This window comes from Bradyrhizobium sp. 142 (assembly GCF_023074015.1).
GTDB lineage: Bacteria > Pseudomonadota > Alphaproteobacteria > Rhizobiales > Xanthobacteraceae > Bradyrhizobium.
Genome location: NZ_JADPKQ010000334.1, coordinates 1 through 24,583 on the forward strand (window position 1 = coordinate 1; position 24,583 = coordinate 24,583).

At 64.3% G+C, this 24,583-nt stretch carries 19 protein-coding genes and 1 pseudogene; 6 read left to right on the forward strand and 14 right to left on the reverse strand.

Annotation, left to right across the window (positions count from 1 at the left end):
- The 9 genes and pseudogenes from IVA82_RS31385 to IVA82_RS31425 all read right to left on the reverse strand — a co-directional run.
- A pseudogene (locus tag IVA82_RS31385) lies at window positions 1–204 on the reverse strand (hypothetical protein); the annotation flags it as partial.
- A gap of 87 nt (window positions 205–291) precedes the next feature.
- Window positions 292–741, reverse strand: coding sequence for a cytochrome c (locus IVA82_RS31390; RefSeq protein WP_247391666.1), 450 nt, complete (start codon window positions 739–741; stop codon window positions 292–294).
- A gap of 120 nt (window positions 742–861) precedes the next feature.
- Complete coding sequence (locus tag IVA82_RS31395; RefSeq protein ID WP_247391669.1) at window positions 862–3,171, reverse strand: xanthine dehydrogenase family protein molybdopterin-binding subunit; 2,310 nt, start codon at window positions 3,169–3,171, stop codon at window positions 862–864.
- A gap of 193 nt (window positions 3,172–3,364) precedes the next feature.
- Complete coding sequence (locus tag IVA82_RS31400) at window positions 3,365–3,652, reverse strand: DUF1127 domain-containing protein (RefSeq protein ID WP_247391683.1); 288 nt, start codon at window positions 3,650–3,652, stop codon at window positions 3,365–3,367.
- A 309-nt stretch (window positions 3,653–3,961) separates the two neighbouring features.
- The gene (gene murJ, locus IVA82_RS31405) at window positions 3,962–5,491 is read right to left on the reverse strand and encodes a murein biosynthesis integral membrane protein MurJ (RefSeq protein ID WP_247391687.1); all 1,530 of its coding nucleotides are present in this window, start codon (window positions 5,489–5,491) and stop codon (window positions 3,962–3,964) included.
- A 271-nt stretch (window positions 5,492–5,762) separates the two neighbouring features.
- Entirely contained in the window at window positions 5,763–6,914 is a 1,152-nt protein-coding gene (locus IVA82_RS31410) for a DegT/DnrJ/EryC1/StrS family aminotransferase (RefSeq protein ID WP_247391689.1), read from the reverse strand.
- 51 nt (window positions 6,915–6,965) lie between these two features.
- Window positions 6,966–7,973, reverse strand: a complete 1,008-nt coding sequence (locus IVA82_RS31415) for a Gfo/Idh/MocA family oxidoreductase (protein ID WP_247391691.1) — start codon at window positions 7,971–7,973, stop codon at window positions 6,966–6,968.
- A 186-nt stretch (window positions 7,974–8,159) separates the two neighbouring features.
- The gene (locus IVA82_RS31420) at window positions 8,160–9,572 is read right to left on the reverse strand and encodes a mannose-1-phosphate guanylyltransferase/mannose-6-phosphate isomerase (RefSeq protein ID WP_247391692.1); all 1,413 of its coding nucleotides are present in this window, start codon (window positions 9,570–9,572) and stop codon (window positions 8,160–8,162) included.
- A 7-nt stretch (window positions 9,573–9,579) separates the two neighbouring features.
- Complete coding sequence (locus IVA82_RS31425; RefSeq protein WP_247391694.1) at window positions 9,580–10,569, reverse strand: NAD-dependent epimerase; 990 nt, start codon at window positions 10,567–10,569, stop codon at window positions 9,580–9,582.
- 219 nt (window positions 10,570–10,788) lie between these two features.
- Here IVA82_RS31425 and IVA82_RS31430 point away from each other — a divergent pair, with 219 nt between their 5' ends.
- Together IVA82_RS31430 and IVA82_RS31435 are read left to right on the forward strand one after the other, a co-directional pair.
- Window positions 10,789–11,748 carry a lysylphosphatidylglycerol synthase transmembrane domain-containing protein gene (locus IVA82_RS31430; protein ID WP_247391696.1) on the forward strand — a complete coding sequence of 320 codons (960 nt, stop codon included), beginning with the start codon at window positions 10,789–10,791 and terminating at the stop codon, window positions 11,746–11,748.
- Window positions 11,745–12,755: a glycosyltransferase family 4 protein gene (locus tag IVA82_RS31435; RefSeq protein ID WP_247391698.1), complete on the forward strand. Its 1,011-nt coding sequence runs from the start codon at window positions 11,745–11,747 to the stop codon at window positions 12,753–12,755. The genes IVA82_RS31430 and IVA82_RS31435 overlap by 4 nt, the downstream gene beginning before the upstream one ends.
- An 85-nt stretch (window positions 12,756–12,840) precedes the next feature.
- On the opposite strand, the gene IVA82_RS31440 is transcribed toward IVA82_RS31435, so the two are convergent.
- The 4 genes from IVA82_RS31440 to rfaD all read right to left on the reverse strand — a co-directional run bounded on the left by IVA82_RS31440 (window position 12,841) and on the right by rfaD (window position 18,623).
- A complete protein-coding gene (locus IVA82_RS31440) occupies window positions 12,841–14,754 on the reverse strand; it encodes an SDR family NAD(P)-dependent oxidoreductase (RefSeq protein WP_247391872.1) in 1,914 nt (637 codons plus the stop codon).
- A 109-nt stretch (window positions 14,755–14,863) separates the two neighbouring features.
- A complete protein-coding gene (locus IVA82_RS31445; RefSeq protein WP_247391701.1) occupies window positions 14,864–16,150 on the reverse strand; it encodes an O-antigen ligase family protein in 1,287 nt (428 codons plus the stop codon).
- A complete protein-coding gene (gene rfaE1, locus IVA82_RS31450) occupies window positions 16,147–17,631 on the reverse strand; it encodes a D-glycero-beta-D-manno-heptose-7-phosphate kinase (RefSeq protein WP_247391703.1) in 1,485 nt (494 codons plus the stop codon). Before rfaE1 ends, IVA82_RS31445 begins: the two co-directional genes overlap by 4 nt.
- A gap of 11 nt (window positions 17,632–17,642) precedes the next feature.
- On the reverse strand, window positions 17,643–18,623 hold the full coding sequence (gene rfaD, locus IVA82_RS31455; protein WP_247391706.1) for an ADP-glyceromanno-heptose 6-epimerase: 981 nt from the start codon (window positions 18,621–18,623) through the stop codon (window positions 17,643–17,645).
- A gap of 160 nt (window positions 18,624–18,783) precedes the next feature.
- On the opposite strand from rfaD, the gene waaF reads away from it, so the two are divergent.
- Both waaF and IVA82_RS31465 read left to right on the forward strand, forming a co-directional pair.
- Window positions 18,784–19,851: a lipopolysaccharide heptosyltransferase II gene (gene waaF, locus IVA82_RS31460; RefSeq protein WP_247391708.1), complete on the forward strand. Its 1,068-nt coding sequence runs from the start codon at window positions 18,784–18,786 to the stop codon at window positions 19,849–19,851.
- 88 nt (window positions 19,852–19,939) lie between these two features.
- On the forward strand, window positions 19,940–20,899 hold the full coding sequence (locus IVA82_RS31465; protein WP_247391711.1) for an IS481 family transposase: 960 nt from the start codon (window positions 19,940–19,942) through the stop codon (window positions 20,897–20,899).
- 23 nt (window positions 20,900–20,922) lie between these two features.
- On the opposite strand, the gene IVA82_RS31470 is transcribed toward IVA82_RS31465, so the two are convergent.
- Window positions 20,923–21,927, reverse strand: coding sequence for a LacI family DNA-binding transcriptional regulator (locus IVA82_RS31470; RefSeq protein ID WP_247391876.1), 1,005 nt, complete (start codon window positions 21,925–21,927; stop codon window positions 20,923–20,925).
- A gap of 282 nt (window positions 21,928–22,209) precedes the next feature.
- On the opposite strand from IVA82_RS31470, the gene IVA82_RS31475 reads away from it, so the two are divergent.
- Both IVA82_RS31475 and IVA82_RS31480 read left to right on the forward strand, forming a co-directional pair.
- Window positions 22,210–23,502: an extracellular solute-binding protein gene (locus IVA82_RS31475; protein WP_247391714.1), complete on the forward strand. Its 1,293-nt coding sequence runs from the start codon at window positions 22,210–22,212 to the stop codon at window positions 23,500–23,502.
- Window positions 23,503–23,657: 155 nt separating this feature from the next.
- Complete coding sequence (locus IVA82_RS31480) at window positions 23,658–24,578, forward strand: sugar ABC transporter permease (RefSeq protein ID WP_247391879.1); 921 nt, start codon at window positions 23,658–23,660, stop codon at window positions 24,576–24,578.
- The last annotated feature ends 5 nt before the right edge of the window (window positions 24,579–24,583 follow it).

The following is a 24,583-nucleotide window of genomic DNA, read 5'->3' on the forward strand; positions in this document are numbered from 1 at the left end:
GCCCTCCTGCGCGGCCTTCCCTCGAGCCCGCAAAAGCACGCCAGATAGCGCCGCCATGTCCCCGCCATCGATCCGGTAACGACGCATCTTCTCGGCGCCGGGCATCATTATCCCCAGCTGCCACTTCGCTTTGCTCAGTTCGAAAGCCAAGTAAATCGTGGCATACTCGCTTCCGGCGGGTGCGTCAGTGTGATCAGTACGCATCGTTGATCCTCCAGGGTGAGTTGGTGGTCACAAACTCAATTTACCCCTGACCACCTGCCACCCCATAGGATCTACGAACTGCAACCGCTACTTCAGCTTGAGCCGATAGGTCTCATGGCAGTCGGTGCAGCGGTCGTTGATGCTGGTGTAGGCGGCCTTCAGGCTCGCGACGTCGGTGATCTTGCCCTTGACGTCGGCGATCGCCTTCTGCACCGGCGGGATCTTGGAGTCGAAATCGGCCTTGTTCTGCCAGACTTTTGGCGACGCACCGTAGCTGGCGTTCACCACGTCCTGCTTGGGATTGACCTCGAAGGTTTTTGCGATCTTCGCGACGTCTGCCTCGAGATTGGCGAGCGCCTCGTCGACGGCCTTCTGGTTGTAGGGGATGTCGCCCTTGGTCATCTTCTGGATGACCGTGTAGAGGCTCTTGGCCTGCGAGCGCATCAAATTGTCCTGGTGAACGGCGACCTGCTGCTGCGCCATCACGGCGCCTGCGCCCAACAGCAGGGTCGTCGCGACAATCATCACCCGTTTCATTGCTTGTTCTCCGGCTCACAGATTCTGGGAAAGACCATCCACCCGTTTCACGGGCATCCGTCCATCCAGATTAGAACCCCGTGCGCGACATTTATTCCCGCACGGGCAGATCGGGGATTGTTAAAGGCTGTGACGGCGATGGTGCTCGTGGATGGCGATCCACACCCGCTCCGGCGTCGCCGGCATGTCGATGTGGTCGATCTTGTATTCGCGCCACAGGGCGTCGACGATGGCGTTGACGATGGCCGGACAGGAGCCGATCGCACCGGCCTCGCCCGCGCCCTTCACGCCCATCGGATTGGTCTTGCAGGGAACGTTGGCGGTCTCGAACACGAAGGCGGGACCATCAGCCGCACGCGGCAGCGCATAGTCCATGTAGGTGGCGGTTATGAGCTGCCCGTCACTGGCGCCGTAGACCACCTGCTCCATCAAGGCCTGACCGATGCCCTGCATGGCGCCGCCGTGCACCTGGCCAGCCAGCAGCAGCGGGTTGAGCGTCTTGCCGAAATCGTCGACGATCACGTAATTGACGATCTTGATCATGCCGGTGGCCGGATCGATTTCGACTTCCGCCAGATGCGTGCCGTTGGGATAAGTGCCGTCGGCGCTGGCAAACGTCGCGCTGCCGTTCAGCTTTGAGGGATCTGCGCCCGGGCGCTTGGCGAGATCGGCGAACGAGATCGAACGGTCGGTGCCGGCGATCCGTATCACGCCCTCCGAGATCTCGAGGTCGCCGGCGCCGGCTTCCAGCGCCTGCGCCGCAATCTCCTTCAGCTTCTGCCCGAGTTCGCGCGTGGCACGCTCGACGCTGACGCCGCCGGAGGGAATCGAGGCCGAGCCGCCGGTGCCGAGCCCGGTCGCAATCTCGGCAGTGTCGCCCTGGCGGACATGCACGCGCTCCGGCGGCAAGCCGAACTGCTCGGCGACAATCTGCGCATAAGCGGTCTGATGCCCCTGCCCGCTCGATTGCGTGCCGATCAGGACGGTGACCTCGCCATTGGGATCGAGCCGCACATTGGCGGTCTCTTCGCCCATCACGCCGCAGATCTCGACGTAGCTTGCGAGGCCAATGCCTCGGATCAGGCCCTGCTTCTTGGCGAGCTTTGCGCGCTTGGGAAACTCCTTCCACTCGGCGATCTCCATCGCCCGCTTCAGATGGGCGGCGAAATCGCCGGAATCATAGACCTTGCCCGTGGCCGTCTTGTACGGCAGCGCCTTCGGCTGAATGAAGTTCTTGCGGCGGATGGCATCCGGCGTCATGTCGAGTTTTCGCGCGCAGGCGTCCACAAGGCGCTCGATGACATAGGCGGCCTCGGGCCGGCCTGCGCCGCGATAGGCGTCGACCGGAACGCTGTTGGTGAAGATGGTGCGCACCCGGCAGTGGAAGGCCTGGATGTCGTAGAGGCCGGGCAGCATGCCGGCGCCGCCGTGGGGAATGTAGGGGCCGAAGGTCGACAGATACGCGCCCATGTCGCCCATCAGGTCGCAATCCATGGCGAGGAATTTGCCGTCCTCGGCGAGCGCCATCTTCGCGGTGGTGACGTTGTCGCGGCCTTGCGCATCACCCATGAAATGCTCGGTACGGTCGGCCGCCCATCTCACCGCCTTCTTCAATTTGCGCGCGGCGACCGCCAGCAAGGCGTATTCGCGGTACGGAAACAGTTTTGTGCCAAAACCGCCGCCGACGTCGGGGCAGATCACCCGCATCTTGTCGGTCGGGATATTCAGCACGTTCTGGCAGAGGATGTCGCGCAGACGGTGGCTGCCCTGGCTGCCGACCGTCAGTGTCAGATGATCGTTCTTGGCGTCGTATTCGCAGACGGCGGCACGCGTCTCCATGAAGCTTGCAACCACGCGCGGATTGACGATGGAGATTTCGGCGACCGCATGCGCCTTGGCAAAGGCGGCTTCGGTCGCGGCCTTGTCGCCGATCGAGACGTCGAACAGCACATTGCCGGGCTTATCCGGCCAGACCTGCGGCGCGCCCTTCTTCACGGCATTGACGACGCCGGTCACCGCTGGGAGCGGGCTCCACTTGACCTCGATCGCCTCGATCGCGTCGCGGGCCTGATCGATGGTCTCGGCGACCACGAAGGCGATGGAATCGCCGACATGGCGCACCTCGTCTTTGGCAAGGATGGGGTAAGGCGGGCCGGTGAACGGATCGGTCTCCAGATTGAACAGGCACGGCAGATTGCCGAGATCCGCAACGTCGTCGGCGGTCAGGATCAGCGCAACGCCGGGCAGCGCGCGAGCTCGGCTCACATCGATGGTGTATTTGGCATGCGCGTGCGGCGAGCGCAGCATCAGGGCGTGAAGTGCGGCCTGCGGCGCATAATCGTCGGTATAGCGGCCCTTGCCGCGGATGAGTGCGTCATCCTCTTTGCGCAGCACGCTTTGGCCAACGCCGAACTTGATGGGAGCAGCCATTTGATCTTCCCGTTCTCATGGTTGTTTTGCCGGCATATTGCCGTGGAAAAACTGGCAAGGCAAACGGCTTTCGCCATGCGCCGTCCGCGAAAGATCCCCCGCGCCTTGCTTGTCAGAGCGGGCTGGGACGCAATCCAAGATCGGTCCAGTTGGTGGCATGGTGGTTGTCGAGCTCACCCCGCATGTTGATCACTTACATGCCTTGGCTCCACAGACGCATCGCGCTATTTCTCAGCGCATCTATAGCCCGTTCCGGCGAGAAGTAGTCGATCTCGCCACGCGTCAGGCCGATATCCATCAGCTCCCTGTCACTCAGATCCTGCAAGGTGACTCCTGGGCCCCGCCGCCGGCGCCGCTCCTGAAACGCACGCCAGTATCGCGTGATCAGGCTTAAAATGCTCCTCGCCAATGCGATGTCGGGGCGTAGCGCCGCGGCATCGCGCTCGGTCGCGGGTGCGATGTTCGTCTGTTGAGCTGGCATCGGATGCTCCTGCTGTTGTGCCGGCAGGGAGCGTGGCCAAACAAAAGGCCCCGTCCGATGCCGGCGGGGCTGGTGGAAAAGATGTCGTCGTCAAATTCTAGCGCGCGACTCCTCCCACGGCCCAGCCGAAGCGGGTCATGTGGTTGCAGGTGACTTTGCGCACTGATTTGATCATGAGGTACCAATCCCACAGAGATCGCGCAAAATCAAGGGATGTATGGATGTTGGTTGCATCCTAGAGGCGAGGACGACGCTTCGGCGAATTCGTCCTCCTAAAGCGGACACAACGAATCTACTATTGAAGTTCGCCTAGCCCCGCACCAGTGAGAACAGCCAGCCGCGGCCGAACAGCACGAGGATACAGAAGGCGTAAATGAACGTGCCGGTGATCATCAGCAGCGCCAGCGTCATTTCGTCCCGGAAGCTCGGCATTGTGGAGAAATAGATCGCCCCGAAATGCGCGGTCAGCCACAGCCCGGCGGCGAGGATCAGGCCGCTCAGGACGAATTTGGCGAGCGATTGCACCAGCGCCCGATCGAATGCGAGATAGCCGCGCCGCACTGCGAAGGTGAGCACGAGCAGCAGATTGGTCCAGACACCGACGGCAGTTGCCAGCGCCAGCCCGATCTGGGCCAGCGATCCCATCAGGGCGAATTTAAGAGCTACGTTGACCGCGATACCCGTCAGCGAGGCGCGCACCGGCGTCGCGGTATCCTTGCGCGCATAGAAGGTTGCGACCGCGCTGCGGATCAGCACGAAGGGGATCAAACCAATGGCATAGGCAGCGAGCGTGGCGCCGGCGGCGATGGCATCGGCCTTCGAGAACGCGCCGCGGGCGAACAGCGCACGCATGATCGCCTCAGGCACGGTGACGAAGGCCGCGACGAAGGGCACCGAGAACAGCAGCGTGAACTCGAACGCGCGGCGCTGCGCCTTCATCGCACCGTCATGGTCGTTGGCGGTGATGCGCCGCGACATCTCCGGCAGCAGCACCGTGCCGATGGCGATGCCGATCACGCCGATCGGCAGCTGGTTGAGTCTGTCCGCGTAATAGAGCGCCGACAGCGCGCCGGCGGGCAGGAAGGTCGCGATGATCGTGTCGGCGAACAGCGCAATCTGGGTCCCCATCGAACCCAGGGTCGCCGGCCCGAGCGCCTTGAAGAAGGCGCGGACATCTTCATCGAGCTTGAGCGGTGCAATGCGCGGCAGGCCCCCGTGACGCGCAAGATCGCCCGCAAGAAGAAAATATTGCAGGAAGCCCGAAATCAGGACGCCCCAGGCAGCGGCGTGCCCCGCATTGGGAAACCAGGCGGCCAGCGCCAGCGTCATCATCATCGAGATGTTGAGGAAGATCGACGCGGCCGCGGCGCTGGCAAAGCGCTGCATCACGTTGAGCATGCCGCCATAGAGCGTCACCAGCGTGATCAGCAGGAGATACGGAAAGGTGATCCGGGTCAGCTCGATCGCGAGCTTGCGCTGGTCGGCATCCTCACTAAAGCCTGGCGCCAGGATGCTCATGGCCTGCGGCATGAACAGCCAGGCGACGACCAGCAGCAGAACCTGCGAGGCCAGCAGCAGCGTGAAGATGCGGTCGGCGAACAACCTTGCCGCGCCCTCCCCGCGCTCGCCATGGACATGCGCATAGGCCGGCACCCAGGCCGCGTTGAAGGCGCCCTCGGCGAAGATCGCGCGGAAGTGATTGGGCAGGCGGAGCGCCACGAAGAAGGCGTCGGCCACGGGGCCGGCGCCGAGGATCGCCGCGAGCATGATGTCGCGGACAAATCCCGTCAGCCGCGAGAGCAGCGTATATCCGCCAACCGTGAAGATCCGTCCGAGCATGCGTCTGTTTTAGAGCCTTATCGGACAGAGGTCGATTGCATCTTGCGATGCGCATCGCTGTGCCCTGTCCCCTTGTGGGAGAGGGCATCGCCGCAAGTAGACCCAAGCTCATTAGGATGAGGGGTCTCTCTCCGCGCATTCCGTGCGGAGAGACCCCTCATCCGGCGCCATAGCCGAAGCTTCGCTTCGGCGTTCTTAAGAACGGCGGCCGAAGGCCGCCTATGCCACCTTCTCCCACAAGGGGAGAAGGAAGGGCAGCAATACGGAAATATCAGCCCGAAATCGCGCCGCGCACGGCTGCGATGATTCGCTCCTGGGCGGCCTCGTCGAGATAGGGGTGCATCGGCAGGCTGATGACGTCAGCCGACAGGCTCTCGCAGCGCGGCAGGCCGCCTTCGGCCACCGGATAGTGCTTGTAGGCGGTCTGCTGATGCATCGACTTCGCGTAATAGATCGCGGTCGGCACGCCCTGGGCCTTCAGCGCGGCGGCAAAGCCGTCGCGGTCGGTCCCCTCAGGCAGGCGTATGGTGTATTGCGCCCAAACCGAGGTGCAGCCGGGCGCAAGACGCGGCACGGTGACGACATTGGACAGGCCGCGCGCATAGCGCTCCGCGACCCTGTTGCGGGCGGCGACCTCGTCGTCGAAAATCTTCAGCTTCTCGATCAGGATCGCGGCCTGCATGGTGTCGAGCCGGCCGGTCAAGCCGAGCCGGACGTTGTCGTATTTGTCCACGCCCTGCCCGTGCACGCGGATGCTGCGCAGCGTGGCGGCGAGTTCGTCGTCGTCGGTGAAGATCGCGCCGCCGTCGCCGAAGCAGCCGAGCGGTTTGGCCGGGAAGAAGCTGGTCGTGGTCGCGAGCGCCTCGGTGCCGAGCATGCGGCCCTTGTAGCTCGCGCCAAAGCTTTGCGCGGCGTCATCGATCACGAACAGGCCCTCGGCCTTTGCGATTTCCGCGATGGCATCGTGATCGGCGGGCTGTCCGAACAGGTCGACGGGGATCACCGCGACAGGCCGCAAGCCCGCCTTCCGTGCGGTCGCGATGCCGCGCTTCAGCGACTCCGGACTCATGTTGAAGGTCGCCTCATCCACATCGACGTAGACGGGCGTAGCGCCGGTCCGCGCCGCCGGCGAAGCGGTGGCAATGAAGGTGAACGAGGGACACAGCACGGCATCGCCGGGACCGACGTTCTTCGCCATCAGCACCATCAGAAGCGCATCGGTGCCGCTGGCGCAGCACACCACGTGCTTGGCGCCGCAATACGCCGCGAGCTGCGCCTCGAGCTCGGCGACTTCCGGGCCGTTGACGAACTGGCAATGATCGAGCACGCGCTTGACGGCCGCATCGAGCGCGGCGCCGAGGCGGCGGCGCTGCGAGCCGACATCGATGAAGGAAATGGGATCGGAACGCAGATGCTGGTTCATGGCGCCTTGCCGATTGTCTTGCGTGGTTGGAGCGGTCGACATGGAGGAGGATCAGCCGGCGACGCGGCGCGGGCCCGTGCGGGCTGCCGACGACGTCGCGGCGGGCCGCGATGGCGTTTCGAGGCACTGCGTGGCGATTTCGAGGCTGGCGACGCCCTCGTCGCCGGTCACGGCCGGCGTCTCGCCGTGGCGGACGGCCCTGAGGAACGCGATCAGTTCGGCGCGCAGCGGCTCGTCGTGCCCGACCGGCAGATGCCGCATCGAATAGCTGCCATCGGGCTTGAAGCCGAAACATTCGGTGACCTGGCGCGTCAAGAGATCGCCCATCACATATTTGCCGCGGGTCGCGACCGTGACGCTGCGCGCCTTGAACGGCGTCAGCCAGTTGGTGTTGATGTGAGCGAGCACGCCGGATGCGGTGCGGAACTGCAACAGCGCGATATCCTCGCGCTCGGCCACCGCGCTGGACAATTGCGGCTGCACCTCGACGATGTCGGATTCGGTGAACCAGCGGATCAGATCGATGTCGTGGACGGCGAGATCGATGACAACGCCGACATTGGACATGCGCGGCGGGAACGGACCGACGCGGGTGATCGCGATCGAGAGGATGTCCTCGCCCGCGATCGCCTGCTTGACGGCGGCGACCGCCGGATTGAAGCGCTCGACATGGCCAACCATCAGCGTCACGCCGGCCTTTTGCGCGGCGGAAACGATCTCGCGGCCTTCCGCGACCGTGGACGCAATCGGCTTCTCGACCAGCACGTGGATGTTCTTGGCGATGCAGGCGAGCGCGATCTCGTGATGCAGATGGGTCGGCGCTGCGATGGTGACGGCATCGACGCCTGCGGCGAGCAGCTGATCGAGCGTTTCGAAACCCTGGCAGTTGGCGAGCTCGCAGGTGCGCGCGAGGTGAACCGGCGAAGGATCGACCACACCGACAAGGCTGACGCCGGGCAACCCCGCGAGCACGCGCGCGTGGTTACTGCCCATTACGCCGGCACCAATGACGCCGACGCGCAAGCCGGCCATTGCCGGTGCAGACCCTTTGGAACTCATCTGAGCAAACCCCGATTCAACGCAAATCCCCGGGCCGCTTCTAGCATGGACGCCACATTTGTGGCGGATGCCGAGCGTGCAGACCGGACACGATTTGATTCAAAAAGTTACACGCTCCCCGGGCGTTAAGCCGCTGAAAGAAACCGCTCTTTCGGCCCGGGTCGCGTGATTCGGAAGCTTTGCTGGTTACGACCTTTGATAGTCGTCTTCAATCCGGATGATGTCGTCTTCCCCGAGATAGCTGCCGGTCTGGACCTCGATCAGCTCCAGCATGATCTTGCCGGGATTCTCCATCCGGTGCACCGCGCCCATCGGGATGTAGATCGACTCGTTCTCATGCACCGTCTTCACGGTCTCGTTGACGGTGACGCGCGCGGCACCGCGGACCACGATCCAGTGCTCGGCGCGGTGATGGTGCTTCTGCAGCGACAGCCGCCCGCCGGGCTTGACCACGATGCGCTTGACCTGGTGGCGCTCGCCATTGTCGACCGACTGGTAGCTGCCCCAGGGCCGATGCACCTTGAGATGCTCCTCGGTGACCTTCGGCGCGACCGCCTTGAGCCTGGTCACCAGCCGCTTCAGGCCGTTGGCATCGTTCTGGCGCGAGACCAGCACCGCGTCCGCAGTCGCCACCACGACGAGATCATCGACGCCTTCGAGCGCGACCAGCGCCGAATCGGTGGTGACGTTGCAGTTGCGGGAGTCTTCGAACACCGCGGCGCCGTGCGCGGCGTTGCCTTGCGCGTCCTTGTCCGACAATTCCCACACCGCGTGCCAGGAGCCGACGTCGGACCAGCCGCAGGACACCGGCACCACCGCGGCGCGCGAGGTCTTTTCCATCACCGCATAGTCGATCGAGATCGCCTTGGCCGAGCCGAATGCCTGCGGCTCCAGCGTCACGAAGGACAGATCGCGGCCGGCATTGGTGACCGCACTGGCGATCGCTTCAACGCTTCCTGCGTCGAGCTTGCGATATTCGTCGAGCAGCAGTGCAGCCGGAAACATGAAGTTGCCGCTGTTCCAGAGATAGCCGGAGTTGACGTAGTCGGCGGCCTTCACCGCGTCCGGCTTCTCGACGAAGCGCGCCACCGCATGCACCTCGCCCGAGATCGCCTCACCCGGGCTGATATAGCCGTATTCGGTCGCGGGCCGCTCCGGCTTGACGCCGAAGGTAACGATGCGCTCGGCGCTCGCGGCCGCGAGGCCTTCGCGGCAGGCGGCGACGAAGGCGGCAGTGTCCTGCACCACGTGATCGGCGGCGAGCGCGAGCACGACGGCGTCAGCGGCGCGTATTTGCGCGAACACCGCACCCGCGGCGATCGCGGGGCCGGAATCGCGCCGCATCGGCTCGAGGATCACGTCGGCCTCGATGCCGATCTCGGCGAGTTGCTCCAGCACCATGAAACGGTAGGACGCATTGGTGATGACGATCGGCCGATCGAACAGCGACGCATCCGAGACGCGCAGCAGCGTGTCCTGGAAGGTCGAGCGCGCGCCGAACAGCGGCAGGAACTGCTTGGGGCGCACCTCGCGCGAGGCCGGCCACAGCCGCGTGCCGGCACCGCCGCACATGATCAGGGGGATAATGCGTTTGTCCATCGTCATCTCAAACCTTGAAGTAGTCCCGATACCAGGTGACAAAATTACGGACCCCTTGCTCGATCGGCGTTGACGGCACAAAGCCGGTGTCGCGCATCAAATCCTCGACATCCGCGAACGTTTCCAGCACGTCTCCGGGCTGCATTGGCAGCAGCTCTTTGTTTGCCGTCCGGCCCAGCTCCCGCTCCATAAGCGCGACGACATGCATCAGCTCTTCGGGGTGGTGATTGCCGACATTGTAGACCCGAGATGGCGCATTTGCGGCAGCCGGCTCGTCCGCGGGCACCCGATCGATCAGCTTGGATACTACACGGGTCACGTCGTCGATATAGGTGAAGTCGCGACGCATCTTGCCATGGTTAAAGAGCCGGATCGGCCTATCAGCCATGATCGCGTTCGCGAACAGAAACAGCGCCATATCGGGCCGCCCCCACGGTCCGTAGATGGTGAAGAAGCGCAGGCCCGTGACCGGCAGCCGGTAGAGATGGCTGTAGGACTGCGCCATCAGCTCGTTCGCCTTCTTGGTCGCGGCGTAGAAGCTCACGGGATGATCGGTCCGGTCCTGCACGGCAAATGGCAGTTTTGTGTTGGCGCCATAAACGGAGGATGACGAGGCGTAGACGAGATGACGACAGAAATTGTTCCGGCAGCCCTCGAGCACGTTGAGAAAGCCCTGGAGGTTGGAATCGGCGTAAGCGTGCGGATTGTCGATCGAGTAGCGCACGCCGGCCTGCGCGGCGAGATGGACGACTTTGGCGAATCCGTGTCGCGCAAACAGTGCCGCGATGGTGTCGCGGTCGGCGAGATCGGCCTGCACGAAGGAGAAGCGGGAATCGTTCCGCAGCAGCTCCAGGCGCGCCTGTTTGAGCGCCGGATCATAATAGCTGTTGAGATTGTCGAGCCCGACGACGGGCCGGCCCTCGCCCAGGAGCTGCCGGGCGACATGAAAGCCGATGAAGCCGGCGGCACCCGTGACCAAAATCGCCTGATCCGTCATCCTGTTCCCAAGGGTCCTTCACCCGCGCCCGCGATCGGCGCCTGTTTAGCTGCTGCGCCAAGCGGGCGATATCCCGCCGCCGTTCATGACAGCTTCCTTTCATGACAGCTTCCTTTCAGCTATTGCAAGATCGGCGCCAAAACCATACCAAAGCGGCCGAATTCGGCGCTTCGCGTCGGGTCGCCACAAATCTTCGCAAACCCTGTTCATGCGGGCGAGATGCGCCGAATCCTGCTGTCGACGGCCAAAATCCTGATTTCCGCGGCGCTGCTCTATCTGGCGCTGCGCAAGGTGGATCTGTCCGAACTGTTTTCGCGTTTCACCGTGACCAGCCTGTTCTGGATTGGCATGGCGATCGCGATTATGTTCCTGCAAATCTTCGTCGGGGTGCTGCGCTGGCGCGAGGTCAGCGCCGAATGCGGCGCGCCGCTCGAGCTCGGCCGTGCCATGCGTTACAACGTGATCGGCGCGTTCTTCAACCAGACTCTGCCATCCGCGATCGGCGGCGATGCGGTCCGGCTGTGGCTGGTCGCGCGCGCCGGCGCCGGATGGCGCGCGGCGACCTACTCGATCTTCGTCGACCGCGCGATCGGCCTGATCGCGCTTGCGATCATCATCGTCGCGAGCCTGCCCTGGAGTTACGCCCTCATCACCGATCCGCACGGACGATCGGCATTGGTGCTTGTCGACCTTGCGGCACTCGCGGGCGGCCTTGGTTTCCTGATCTTCGGCGCGCTGAAATGGCCGTGGCTGAAGACCTGGTGGGCCACGCATCACATCCACGCCTGCGCGGTGATCGCGAACCGCGTGATCTTCAGCGCGACGCGCGGACCGATCATCGCCATCCTGTCGCTCGTCATTCACGTGCTCGCTGTCGTCATCGCCTGGTGCGTGGTGCAGTCGATTGCCGCGCCGGTCAGCTTCGGCCAGGCCTTCCTGCTGCTGCCGCCGGTCATGCTGATCACCTTGATGCCGATCTCGATCGCCGGCTGGGGCGTACGCGAGGCCACGATGGGGCTGGCGTTCGGCTTTGCTGGGCTCGCTGCGAACGAAGGCGTCAACGTCTCGCTGCTGTTCGGCGCCGTCTCGTTCATCGTCGGCGCGTTCGGTGGCCTAGTCTGGATCCTCAGCGCCGAGAAAGCCGCGCAAGGATCGGGGCCGATCGGGGTGCCGGAGTGAATCCGGCCAGCGGCGCTCTCGCCGTCGGACCATCGCTGCTCGCCGTCGCGATCGCCGCGCTGATTTCGGCCCTCATCACCTGGACCAGCCGTCCCCTGTTGCAGCGCTACGCACTGGCGCGTCCGAATGCGCGGTCCTCGCATCGCATCCCCACCCCGCAGGGTGCGGGCATCGCGGTGATCGCCGCCACGCTGCTGGTTGCTTCGGTCTGGGCCAACGTCGCGATCCCGCCGGCGCTGGTGGCCGCGACGGTGCTGATTGCGCTGGTCGGGTTTGCCGACGACATCGTTTCGCTGCCGGTACTAGTGCGGCTGGCGCTGCAGGCCGCCGCCGTCGGCGCGGTCGTGTTCACCTCGCCCGAGACTGCGCGCATCGTTCCGGCCCTGCCGCTTGCGCTGGAGCGCGGCCTCATCCTGCTTGCGGGGGTCTGGTTCGTGAACCTGGTCAACTTCATGGACGGGCTCGATCTGATGACCGCGGCGGAAGTGGTGCCGGTGACCGCGGCGCTGATGCTGCTCGGATGGCTCGGCGAACTGTCCTGGCCGGCCGCGCTCGTCGCCACGGCGCTGTGCGGGGCCATGCTCGGCTTTGCACCATTCAACCGTCCGGTCGCAAAGGTGTTTCTCGGCGATGTCGGCAGCTTGCCGATCGGCCTCCTGCTCGGATGGTGCCTGCTGGAGCTCGCCTGGCATGGGCAGCCGGCCGCAGCGCTGTTGCTGCCGGCCTATTACCTTGCGGATTCCACCATCACGTTGTTTCGGCGCATCGCGCGGCGCGAACCGTTCTGGTCGGCACACCGCACGCATTTCTACCAGCGCGCCATCGACAACGGCTTCACGGTTTCCCGGGTGATCGGCGAGGTGTTCGCGCTCAATCTCGTGCTTGCGGGAGTAGCGATCGTCGCAGTTTGCGCCGGTTCGATTATGATCGAGATGATCACCCTGCTGGCGGGCGCAATCGCGATCGGCTTCGTCCTGCGGCGGTTCTCCCGCCCTCAGGCGTCCTGAGGACGTAGCACCGACGCGTGTGTCAACGGGTCGGCGCGCGGTTCATGCCGGCTCACGATGACCTCTTGCCCGGAGATTTGCTCAGTCAGGCGGCGGTCGAACCGAATTCCGGGACCGCATCTTTCAGGATGGTCCTGATCGTCGCCCGATCGTCCCCCGCGATCGCCTGCTCAAGCGCCGTGATCCATTTGCGCAGGGTCCGCATCGGCGGCTCGTTGGGCTGCGCGGCCATAATGCCGGCGACGCCAATCTCGACCATCGGCTCCTCGGACGCAAACAGGATCTCATGCAACCTCTCGCCGGGCCGCACCCCCGTGAACACGATCTCGATGTCGTAGCCGGGCTGAAGGCCGGACAGGCGGATCATGCGTTCGGCGAGATCGACGATTTTGACCGGCTGGCCCATGTTGAGGACGTAGACCGAGACGTCCGAACGCACCGTTCCGAGCGCATGCGTTGCCGCCGTGATGACGAGGTCGCAGGCCTCACGGATGGTCATGAAGTAGCGGACCATGTCGGGATGCGTGACCGTCACCGGGCCGCCGGCCTCGATCTGCGCCTTGAATTTCGGCACCACTGAGCCGTTCGACGCCAGCACGTTGCCGAACCGGACCGAGATCAGCCGCATCGGTGGCTTGGCAACACCGGCCTGCGCCGCGACGTCGCGATCAAGCGCCTGGCAGTACATCTCCGCGAAACGCTTGGTCAGGCCGAGCATCGACACCGGCTCAATCGCCTTGTCGGTCGAGATCATCACCATGGCTTCAGCGCCGGCAGCGACCGCCGCATCGGCGACGTTGATTGAGCCGAAGATGTTGGTCTTGACGCCCTCGCTCCAGTCGCGCTCGAGGATCGGCACATGTTTGAGGGCCGCGGCGTGGAACACAATGCCCGGCCTGAACTCGGCAATCAGGCGCATGATGCGTTCGCGGTCGCGGATGTCGGCGATCCGCCCCTCGATGGCAGCGCCCGTTCCGAGCGCCGAGAGCGCCTCTGTGACAGCGTAGAGCGCCGGCTCGGAATTTTCCAAGATCAGGAGGCGCGCGGCGCCGAAGGCGACGACGCGCTCGCAGATCTCCGAGCCGATCGAGCCGCCGCCGCCGGTGACGATGACCGCCTTACCCTTGATCAGGGCTTCGAGGCGCGCATAGTCGATCTGCTCGCTCGGCCGCAGCAGGAGGTCCTCGACGGCGACCGCGGTCAGCCGCGGCGCGTCCCCACTGTCGAGCGACGGCATGCGGTTGACGATCACACCGAGCTTTCGCGCCCGCATCAGGATCGATTCTGGATGGGCTTCCGGCTCGAACGCCGACGGCGTCATCACCAACCGGGCGATTGGCTTGCTGCGCTTGGCGAAGTCGCCGATGACGTCCTCGATGTCGTCGACGCCGCCCAGCACCGGCACATTGCGGATGAATTGGCCGAGATCCGCCCTCGAGGGCGACAGCACGCCAACGGGCCAGATGCGCTTGATGGCGCCGCTCTCGATGCCGCGCAGCAGCACCTCGGCATCCGCCGCACGGCCGATCAGCAGCGTCGGTGCGGCATCCGCGATCCTGGCATGGCGCCGCACCCGCGTATAGCGGAAATAGCGATAAGCCATGCGCGACGCGCTGAGAAAGGAGATTTCAAGGAACCAGTAGAGGACGATCGTTACCTTGCCGAGGAAGAACGCGCCACGAACATTGGGGGCGACGAAGATGTAGTCGAGGACGAGCAGCGCAACCGTCAACACGGTCGCAACGCGAATGATGTTGAGCGCGTCCGGCAGCGAGATGAAGCGCCATTTCGTCGCGGTCAGGTTGAAGATGAAGAACACGACCGCGGCGAAGGCGAGGAAATAGGGCAGGATCTGGAGCAGCAACGGGAGGCGGTCGAAGAAGCCCTCGCCCGCCTCGAAGCGCAGATAAAAGGCGACGAATAGCGCCGCCGTGGTCGCCAGGAGATCGTGGAGCGCGATCAGGAAATTGCGCAAGGTGAGATGCGAAAGACGCGTCATCCGCCGACCGATGAATACCCAGTTTAGTGCGACCTGACCGCGCTGATAGCCCATCTCGACAAGACTTGCCAGCACTAGACTTGGCAAAGACTTGCCAGCTGCGCGGCCCTCAGCAGCCGGCTTCTTCCACCTTCGGCTTGGCGCGGCGAGCGCCGAGCACCATGCCGCCGGCAACGCCGACGCCGATGACGTACATCCAGCCCTCATGGAAGTCGAACAGATGGGAGTTGAACAGCGAGGTGAAGACGTTCTGCACCACGACCAGGAGGCCGATCCAATTGGCAAGCCCGTCGCCGCGAAACAACAGCAGATGCAAGACCCAGATGGCGTAGAGAACGGCGATACCGATGACGCCCCATTGCACGGTGACGTTCAGCGTCTGGTTGTGCGGGTTGCCGATCACCTCGGCCGAAGCCTGGTATACGGCGCCGTGGGTGGCGGCCCGCTCGAACAATCCGCGCGTCGAGCCAGTGCCGTGCCCGATGATCGGCGCCTCCGCGAAGAAGCCGAGGGATTTCCGCCAGAATTCGAGCCGCAAGCCAAGCGAGGTCGGCTCGCCCTTTTCCACATAGCGCGTGTAGTCGCTGGCAAAGGTATCGGCGGTCTTGCGCAGTTGCGGCGAGGCCTGCCAGGCGACAGCCGCGCCGGCAAGCAGAGCAACCGAGATGATCGCGATGTTGCGCCACCTCAGATGAAGCAGCGCGAACACGCCGAACATGATCGGAATGGTGACGAGCGCGGTGCGTGACACCACCACGAAGGCCATGTTGACGAAGAAGCTGAGCGCAAGCGCGGTTAATAGCCCGGCAAGCCAGTACCTCTTCTCACGCAGCAGCAGCACGACGGGATAAGCGAGCGCGACCGCACACAGGGTGAATTCCTGGCTCTGGTCGATGTAGTTCTTGACGAAGATGCCGCGTTCGGGCGGATCGGTCTTGAGGGCGAGGTTGGGATAGAAGGCGACTAGCCACGACATTACCGACAATAGCGCACAGGAGACGAGGAATGCGACGAGCACCCAATGCCCGCGCTGCGAGCGCTCGAAATGGTAGAGCAGGACCGGAAGCACGAGGAGCTTGACCGTCGGATTGACTGCGTAGAGCCGCGCGCCCCATGCCGCGTCCGACCACAGCGTTCCCACAAGTGCGAGCAGGACCAGCGCGATCGGCGCAACGCAGATCGGACGCTTCAGCGATTGCAGGAACGCGCGGACGTCGAGAAACGGCACCATGCAGAGAAGCATCAGGGCGTTGAAGACTCCCGCAAGAGAGGTCGACCACGGCAGCGAGGCAGCGGTCAAGATAGCGAAAACGTCGACCGTTTCGCGCCAAGCCGTAGGACTGCGCAAGCGCCGCCACAGCATCTCGCCGGTCGTCTTCCGGGCAACCACCGTCACTCGTCCCCTCCGCGCGCGCGATGGACCAGCGCCGTCGTGCTGAACCCCTGGAGGATGTCGACCAGCACGACCGTTCCGCCGGCGGCCTCCACGACCTCGTGGCCGATCACCTGCTCGCGGGTGTAGTCGCCGCCCTTCACCAAGGCGCTCGGCTTGATCCGGGTGATCAGGTCGATTGGCGTGTCCTCGTCGAAGATGACGACAAGATCGACGGCTTCAAGCGCAGCCAGCACCTCGGCGCGTGCGCGCTCGTCCTGCACTGGACGGTCCGCGCCCTTCAGCCGCCGCACCGAGGCATCGCTGTTGAGGCCGACGATGAGGCGGTCGCAGGCGGAGCGCGCCGCGGTCAGCACCTTGACGTGGCCGGGATGCAGGATATCGAAACAGCCATTGGTAAAGCCGACCCGCAAGCCCAGCCTGCGCCATTCGGCGAGCTGCGCCTCGAGTGCGCCAGCCTGGATCACGATCTTCTCTTCGGCCGCGAGATAGGCATGCGGCAGGATCTTTCGCCGCAGCTCGGCGGCGGTCACGCTGGCGGTGCCCTGCTTGCCGACGGCGACAGCGGCTGCTGCATTGGCCATGCGCAAGGCCGTATCCCAATCCGCGCCCGCCGCGAGCGACACGCAAAGCGCTGCGGCGACAGTATCGCCGGCGCCGGAGACGTCGCGCACCTTCACAGGGTACGCCGGAACATGAACCGCTTCGCCATTGCGCGGCACCAGCGTCATGCCGTGCTCGCCTTGGGTCACCAGGATCGCCTCGCAATCGGCGAGCCGCATCACGTCCTCGGAGGTGTCAATGATGCTTTGCGCCGTGTCGGCGCGGCTGCGGGTCGCTTCCGAGAATTCCTTGCGGTTGGGCGTGAGCAGCGTGGCGCCGCGATAGATCGCCCAGTTGAGGCTCTTGGGATCGACGATCACGGGCTTGCCGAGTATTCGCGCGGCGTCGATGGTGTGGCGGATCACGCGCGCGGTCAGCACGCCCTTGGCATAGTCGGATAGCAGCAGAATGTCGGCGCGCGATATCTGCGGCAGGATCGCCTCGATCAGCCTGGTCTCGATCTCGTCGGAAGCCGGCAGCGCCTGCTCCCAATCCACGCGCAGCATATGGGTGGAGAAATGCTCGGAGACGAAGCGCACCTTTCGCGTCGTCGGCCGCGACGGATCGCACACCAGCACGCTTTCAATGGCGGTTTGCTCGGCAAGCGCGGCCGCGAGCCGCCGGCCCGCATCGTCATCGCCGATGAGACCGACGAAGATGCAGCGCGCGCCGAGCGAGGCGACATTGCGCGCGACGTTGCCGGCGCCGCCGATATGGATCTCGCTGCGCCCTGCTGCGATCACCGGGGCCGGCGCTTCCGGCGAGATCCGCGACACCTCGCCATAGACGAACTCGTCGAGCATGATGTCGCCGATGCACAGCACCGTCCGGCCCGCAATGGCTTGCGCGAGAGCATCGAAATCGAGAATGGGCGTCGGCATGATCAAGCGCCTCAGCGAAAGCGATCGGGCCGGTCGAGATAATCCCCGACATAGGCCTTCACCGCGTCTTCCAGCGTCGTGAAGCCGCCGTTATAGCCGGCACGATGCAGACGATCGACCTTGCTCTGGGTGAAGTACTGGTAGCTGCCGCGGATCGCCTCGGGCATGTCGATGTATTCGATGTTGGGCTCGCTGCCGAGTGCCGCATAGGCGGCAAGAATCAGGTCCTTGAAGCTGCGCGCCCTGCCGGTTCCGACGTTGAACAGCCCCGACACCGAGGGCGTCGCCACTAGCCACATGATGACCCGAACGACGTCGTCGACATAGATGAAATCGCGGCGCTGATCGCCGTCGGCGATGCCCGCGCGGTGCGACTTGAACAGTTGCACGGTGCGGCCCGCCCTGACGTCGTCGAAGCGGCGCGCCAGCACGCTCATCATCGAGCCCTTGTGATACTCGTTCGGGCCGAACACATTGAAGAACTTCAGCCCGGCCCATTGCGGCGGCAGCTTGTCGCCGCGCGCCGCGCGCTCGGCGACGGCGAGATCGAACAGCTGCTTGCTCCAGCCGTAGAGATTCATCGGCCGCAGCTTTTTCAGCGCCGGCAGCGACGCGTCATCGTCAAAGCCGGCGGCGCCATCGCCATAGGTTGCGGCCGAAGAAGCATAGACGAACGGCACTGCATTGGCCGTGCACCAGTCCAAGAGGCGCATCGACAGGCGGAAATTGGTCTCGATCACGAGATCGCCGTCGGTGGCGGTGGTCTCGGAAATCGCTCCGAGATGGATCACGGCGTCAAGCTTGCGGTCCTTCAGCCACGCGAGCAGCTCGGCCGGCGGGACGATATCCACCAGCTGCCGCTTGGCGAGATTGCGCCACTTGCCATCGGTGCCGAGGAGATCACAGACCACGACGTCGCTGCGGCCGGCCTCGTTCAGCGCGGCGACGACATTCGATCCGATAAAACCGGCCCCGCCGGTCACCAGCAACATTCCAAAATCCCTGCCCGAATTTCGAGGTCCGGTCCTGCCCTAGCGCATGATCCGCCAAAGTGTAAGCGGTTTTGGGACCGGCGGGCTGCCGGCTTTACCTGCCGGCCCGGAGCGGCTACCGAACCGCCACAATCCAATGCGGCAGCGTCCCAAGTAACAAATGAGCAATGATTCGCAATCTAAGGGAAGTGAGGACCGGAGCGACACCCGCCCGATCCTGATCATCCCCTATATGTGGATCGGCGATTTCGTCCGGAATCACACCGTTGTCCGGGTTCTTAAGGAGCGCTGGCCGAACCGGCCGGTCGATCTCCTGACCACATCCCTGTGTGCCCCGCTGGTCGATTACATGCCCGGCGTACGCGATGGCGTCGTCTGGGACCTCCCACGCAGCCAGCTCGCCGTGGGCCGCCAGTTCGGCCTGGCAAAGCTGCTGCGCGAGCGGAACTATGGCACCGCACTGGTGCTCCCCCGCACCTGGAAAGCAGCCATCGCGCCCGCGTTGGCCGGCATCCCCGAGAGGGTCGGCTTTGTCGGCGAGTTCCGGTTCGGCCTGCTCAACCGCTGGCGCTGGGGCGAGAAGCGGCTGCCGCGCTTCATCGACAAGAACGCCGCCCTCGCCCAGCCCGAAGGCGCGCCGCTGCCGGGAGAATGGCCGGTGCCGCAATTGCAGGTTCCGGCCGGGGAGATCGCCCGCTGGCGGCAGGCCAACGGCCTCGGCGCGGGGGCGGCCGTGGCGCTCGCCCCCGGCTCGGTCGGCGCTTCAAAACGCTGGACCTACTATCCGGAGGCCGCCCGGCTGCTGGTCGAACGCGGGCTGGAGGTCTGGGTGGTCGGAGGTCCCGGGGAAAAGGGGCTGGCGCAGGACATCGTCGCCGCCGGCGGCCCGGGGGTGCGCGACCTGACCGGCACGGACTTGCGCAACGGTGTGCTGGCCATGGCCGCGGCCGGTGTCGCGATCTCCAACGATTCCGGATTGATGCATATCGCAGCCGCGCTGGGGACGCCCACCATGGGCATTTTCGGCCCGACCAGCCCGTACCTATGGGCCCCCCTCAACGGCCTTGCCGCCACCGTTGTCCAGGACAAGAGCGCTCTCGCCTGCCAGCCCTGCCAGAGCACGATCTGCCGCATGAACGACCACCGCTGCATGCGCGATATCGCAGCAAGCGAGGTGCTTGAGATCGCGCAGCGGGTGCTGAGGGAAGCCGGCGCGCGCGAGCGCTAGCTAGGCTTTGAACTTTCAGGAGGTTGTCCATTCGGACCTGACCGGGAACTCTGAAGTCGCCAAACACCAGCGATTCGCGGAGAACCGAATGGACGTCCACAAGAATGCTCCTTTGACTCCGAAAGGTCGAGAGGCGATGGTGCTCAGTGTTGTTGAAGGAGGGCTGAGCAAGGCAGCCGCCGCGCGCCAGTTCAACGTCACGCCAAAGACGGTCGCCAAGTGGGTCAACCGTTTCCGCACCGAAGGCGTGGATGGATTGCGGGATCGTTCCTCACGGCCCCATTCATTGCCGAGCCAAACCCCAGCGGCCACATGCGCCGCCGTCGAGGCATTGCGCCGACAGCGCCACACGGGCAAGCAGATCGCCGCTGAGGTTGGGGTGTCGGCGGCGACTGTGAGCCGGGTCCTGCGGCGGCTCGGCCTCAACAGGCTCTCGGCGTTAGAGCCGGCTGAACCAGTGCGCCGATATGAGCGTGAGCATCCCGGCGAGCTGATCCACATCGACATCAAAAAGCTCGGCAAATTCAATCGCATGGGTCACCGCATCACAGGTGTTGTCCGCTCCGAACAGAACCGCTCTCGTGAGGCGGGGTGGGAGTTCGTCCACGTTTGCATCGACGATGCCTCTCGCGTTGCCTTCAGCAAGATCATGAAGGATGAACGCAAGGAGAGCGCCGTGGCGTTCCTCAAGGCGGCGGTCGCCTACTATGCGAGCCTGGGCCTGACAATCCAGCGCGTCATGACCGACAACGGCTCCTGCTATCGATCCAGGGCTTTTGCCAAAGCCTGTAAGGAGCTCAGTCTCAAACACATCCGGACCAAGCCTTACACGCCCAAGACCAACGGCAAGGCCGAGCGCTTCATCCAAACAAGCCTACGAGAATGGGCTTATGCCCGCGCTTACGAGACCTCCGAGCAACGCGCCACCGAGCTGCCAAGATGGCTTCACCGCTACAACTGGCATCGCCCTCATGGCAGTATCGGATCAAAGCCACCGATCAGCAGACTCGGTCTGGCCGGGAACAACCTCCTGAGGCTCCACAGCTAGCTCCGGATGAACGCTTGCTCGTGTCAGCCGAACTTGTAAGGAAGCAAGCGTTCGCCAAAAGATTCGCCTCGCCAAATCAATTGAAGGCCCGCGACGATTTCCGCCCCGTAGACGGCGTATGGAATTTCGATCGACTTCAGCCAGGGCGCGACCCACTGGTTAAGAGGCGTGCCGTCGATGCTGACAATATCGCAATCGCCGGGAATTTTCAGGCCGCGTTCGAGCGCGCGCCGGTTCACGCCGTAGGCGATTTGGTCGCTCACACAGAGAATGGAGTCCGGCATGTCGCTGCCGCCGAAAATTCGGGCGGCGGCGTCATAGCCGATTTGGAGGTGCGATCGCCCTTCCCCGTCGGCCTGGATGATCGCCTCGTCGGACCATCCACGCTCCCGCAGCCTGGCCAGAAAGCCTGACACGCGATCCCGCGATGCGGACGAGCCCAGCCGCGGATAAACAACAGCCGGGGCTCGCCGTCCGAGATTGGCGAAATAGTCGGCAACGGCAGTACCGGCTGCGCAATCGTCGATACCGACGAACGGACCGTTGCCGACCGGATTGCGGCGGCTCACGAACACCGTCGGGGCGCCCGACGCGGACAACTCGCTCAACCCCGGGCTGGGCACCGCCGCAACGAGGATATAGCCGCACACCATCTGGGCCCGCATCGCGTAGAGGTATTCGTCCTGAAGTTCGGGGCGGTCGTGCGTGTCGCACAGGATCATCACGTAGCCGGCCTCGCGCAGTGCCGCCTCGGTGGAGCTTGCGATGGTTGCCATCGCCGGATTGTCGAGATTGGCCGCGATCATCGCCACAAGCTGGCTTTGGCCGCGCTGGAGTGCCCGCCCCACCGGATTTGGCCGGTAGCCGACCGCCTCAATCGCGTCGAGCACCCGCGCCACCGTGGCCGGTGAGGCGCGGCGCATCTCGCCGTTGACGATCCGAGATACGGTCGAAACCGATACACCAGCCCGGGCCGCCACAGTGGCAAGTGAGATGTCTTCCCGGATCGGCTGTCTTTTCATGGTCATCCGCAACGTCCGCCGGCGAGTTTCTCCGGAATCGCTACGAAACAGTTTGGATGAAGATTGACAACTTGGCAAACGTTTGCCAAAGATGTTTTTGCCCTCGCAGGAGGGTGGCCCGCTTGCGGTCCCCGTTAGTGGACCACCTGCGCCCAAACTCGAGGCATCCGATCTGCGGATGCCAATGTCGAAGGAAACGTCCGCGCTGAGGATCCGTCGGAGAACGGACCCATGTGCCTAATCTCGCGCGGACCCGCTTCAGGGCCGGTGAGCGGAGAGGAAACGACCATGCGTGCCGTCGCGCCCGTTTTCACATCTTTTGTGCTGTCCGTTCTGTCCGCCATCACGCTGTGCGGACCAGCCGCGGCCGAGCCGACCACGCTCCGAATGGCCTGGTATTCGGACGGCAACGAGGGCGAGGTGATGGCTGACCTGCTCAGGCGATTCCACGAGCAGAACAAGGACATCGAAATCGTCCTCGATCAGGTGCCGTTCAAGGCGATCAACGAGACCTTGCCGGTGCAGCTGGCCTCCGGCCAGGCTCCCGACATGGCGCGTGTCGTCGATATGGGCGGTCTATCGCGCTTCGCCCTCGATATGCGTCCCTTTCTCAAGGACCCCAGCTACTGGGAAACGAACTTCGGCCCTTTCCTCGAATGGATGCGCCCGGCCGGCGATACGAAGGCAATCCCGGGCTTCATGACCCAGCTCACCGTCACCGGTCCATTCGTCAACAAGACGCTGTTCGAGCAGGCCGGCGTCGCGATGCCGGGCGAGAAGTCGACCTGGGAGGACTGGGCGAAGACGGCGAAGCAGGTCGCGGACAAGGTCCAGGCACCGTTTCCGCTGGCGCTCGACCGCTCGGGCCACCGTTACTATGCGCTCGCGGTGTCACAAGGCACGCAGGTGTTCGGGGCGAATGGCGAGCCGGATGTCGTCGACGAAGGCTTCAAACGCGCGGCGCAGCTCGTCTACGACTGGCACAAGTCCGGCGTCATGTCGAAGGAGCTGTGGGGCTCGGTCTCCGGCACGGCCTATCGCGGCGCCAACGACGAATTCAAGAACGCGCAGGTCGTGATGTATCTGTCCGGATCGTGGCAGATCAGTCAGTTCGCCAAGACCATCGACAACGCCTTCGACTGGGTGGCCGTCCCCAATCCCTGTGGGCCGGGCGGGTGCAGCAGCATGCCGGGCGGCGCCGGTCTTGTGGCCTTCAAGACGACCCAGCATCCCAAGGAAGTCGCGCGGGTGATGGAATATCTCGCGAGCGAACCAGTGCTGGCGGAGTTCTACTCGCGCTCGCTGTTCGTGCCCGGCCACCTCGGGCTCGCGAAGAAGGGCGTCGACTATCCGACAGCCAGCCCGGAAGCCGCCGCCGCGCTGAAGGTCTTCACCGCAAGCGCTGCCCAGATTTCCCCGATCGCCTACCGGATCCAGGGCTACAGCAATAGCCGAATCGTCCTGAACGCCGTCATCAGCCGGCTCGGGCAGGCGGTCTCGGGCGAGACGACGCTTGAGGACGCCTACAAGCGCATCACCGCCGATGTCGCGCAGCAGATAGCCGAACGCAACAAGAAGTGACGACAACTGGTTCATCGGGCCGGAGGATCACTGCGATGTCGGGCATCTCGTCCACTATCCGACCTGAGCGCGGCATAGCAACCGGCGCGCTCGCCCGACTCGGACAGGTCGCGGTCCTGCCGGTTGGCGTCGCGTTGCGGCTGCTCGATCCGCCGATGCGATGGATGCAGCGCATCATCGGTGTGCGTCGCATGGCGTACGTGTTCCTGCTTCCCAACTTCGTCTTCTTCGGCTTGTTCGTGTTCCTGCCGATCGGCATCAACGTCGTGTTCTCGCTGACCGGCGGTACGGCGCTGTTTCCCTCGCAGCGCCCCTATGTCGGCGGCGACCAGTTCGCCTATCTGTTCGACTGCGGCTCCTATCTCGATCCATCGAGCTGCCGCGAGGACCACTTCTGGCGCGGCGTCGCCAATACCGCAAAGTTCGTCGTTTTTCAGGTGACGGCAATGGTGCTGTTCTCGCTCATCACCGCGCTTGTCCTCAACATGAAGATCCGTGGAAGGGGCTTTTTCCGGGCAGTCTATTTCTTTCCCGTGCTGCTGTCGCCCGTGGTGGTCGCGCTGATCTGGAAATGGATCCTGCAGCGCGACGGGCTCCTCAACGCCGCCATCACCACGCTCGGCGGTCAGAAGATCCTGTTCTTCGTCGATCCGGGCTGGGCGATGTTCTGGGCAGTGTTCGTCTCGGTGTGGGCACATATGGGCTTCTACACCTTGATCCTGCTCGCCGGCCTGCAAGCGATTCCCGCCGATCTCTACGAGGCGGCGGAAATGGACGCGACGCCGCGCTGGCGCGTATTGTTACGCATCACGCTGCCGTTGCTGTGGCCGAACATGATCGTCGTCATCGTGCTCGCGCTCATCAAGGGCGCGCAGACCTTCGACGAGGTCTTCGTGCTGACCGGCGGCGGTCCTGGCACCGCGACGCTGATGGTCGTCCAGTACATCTATGAGACCGCGTTCTCGAGCCAGGTGCAGAATTTCGGCCTCGCTGCCGCGGCATCCGTCGTGCTCGGTGTCGTCCTTTTCGTCCTGACGCTCCTGCAATTCGCCGCCGCGCGGCGCAAAGAGGTTTGAGATGC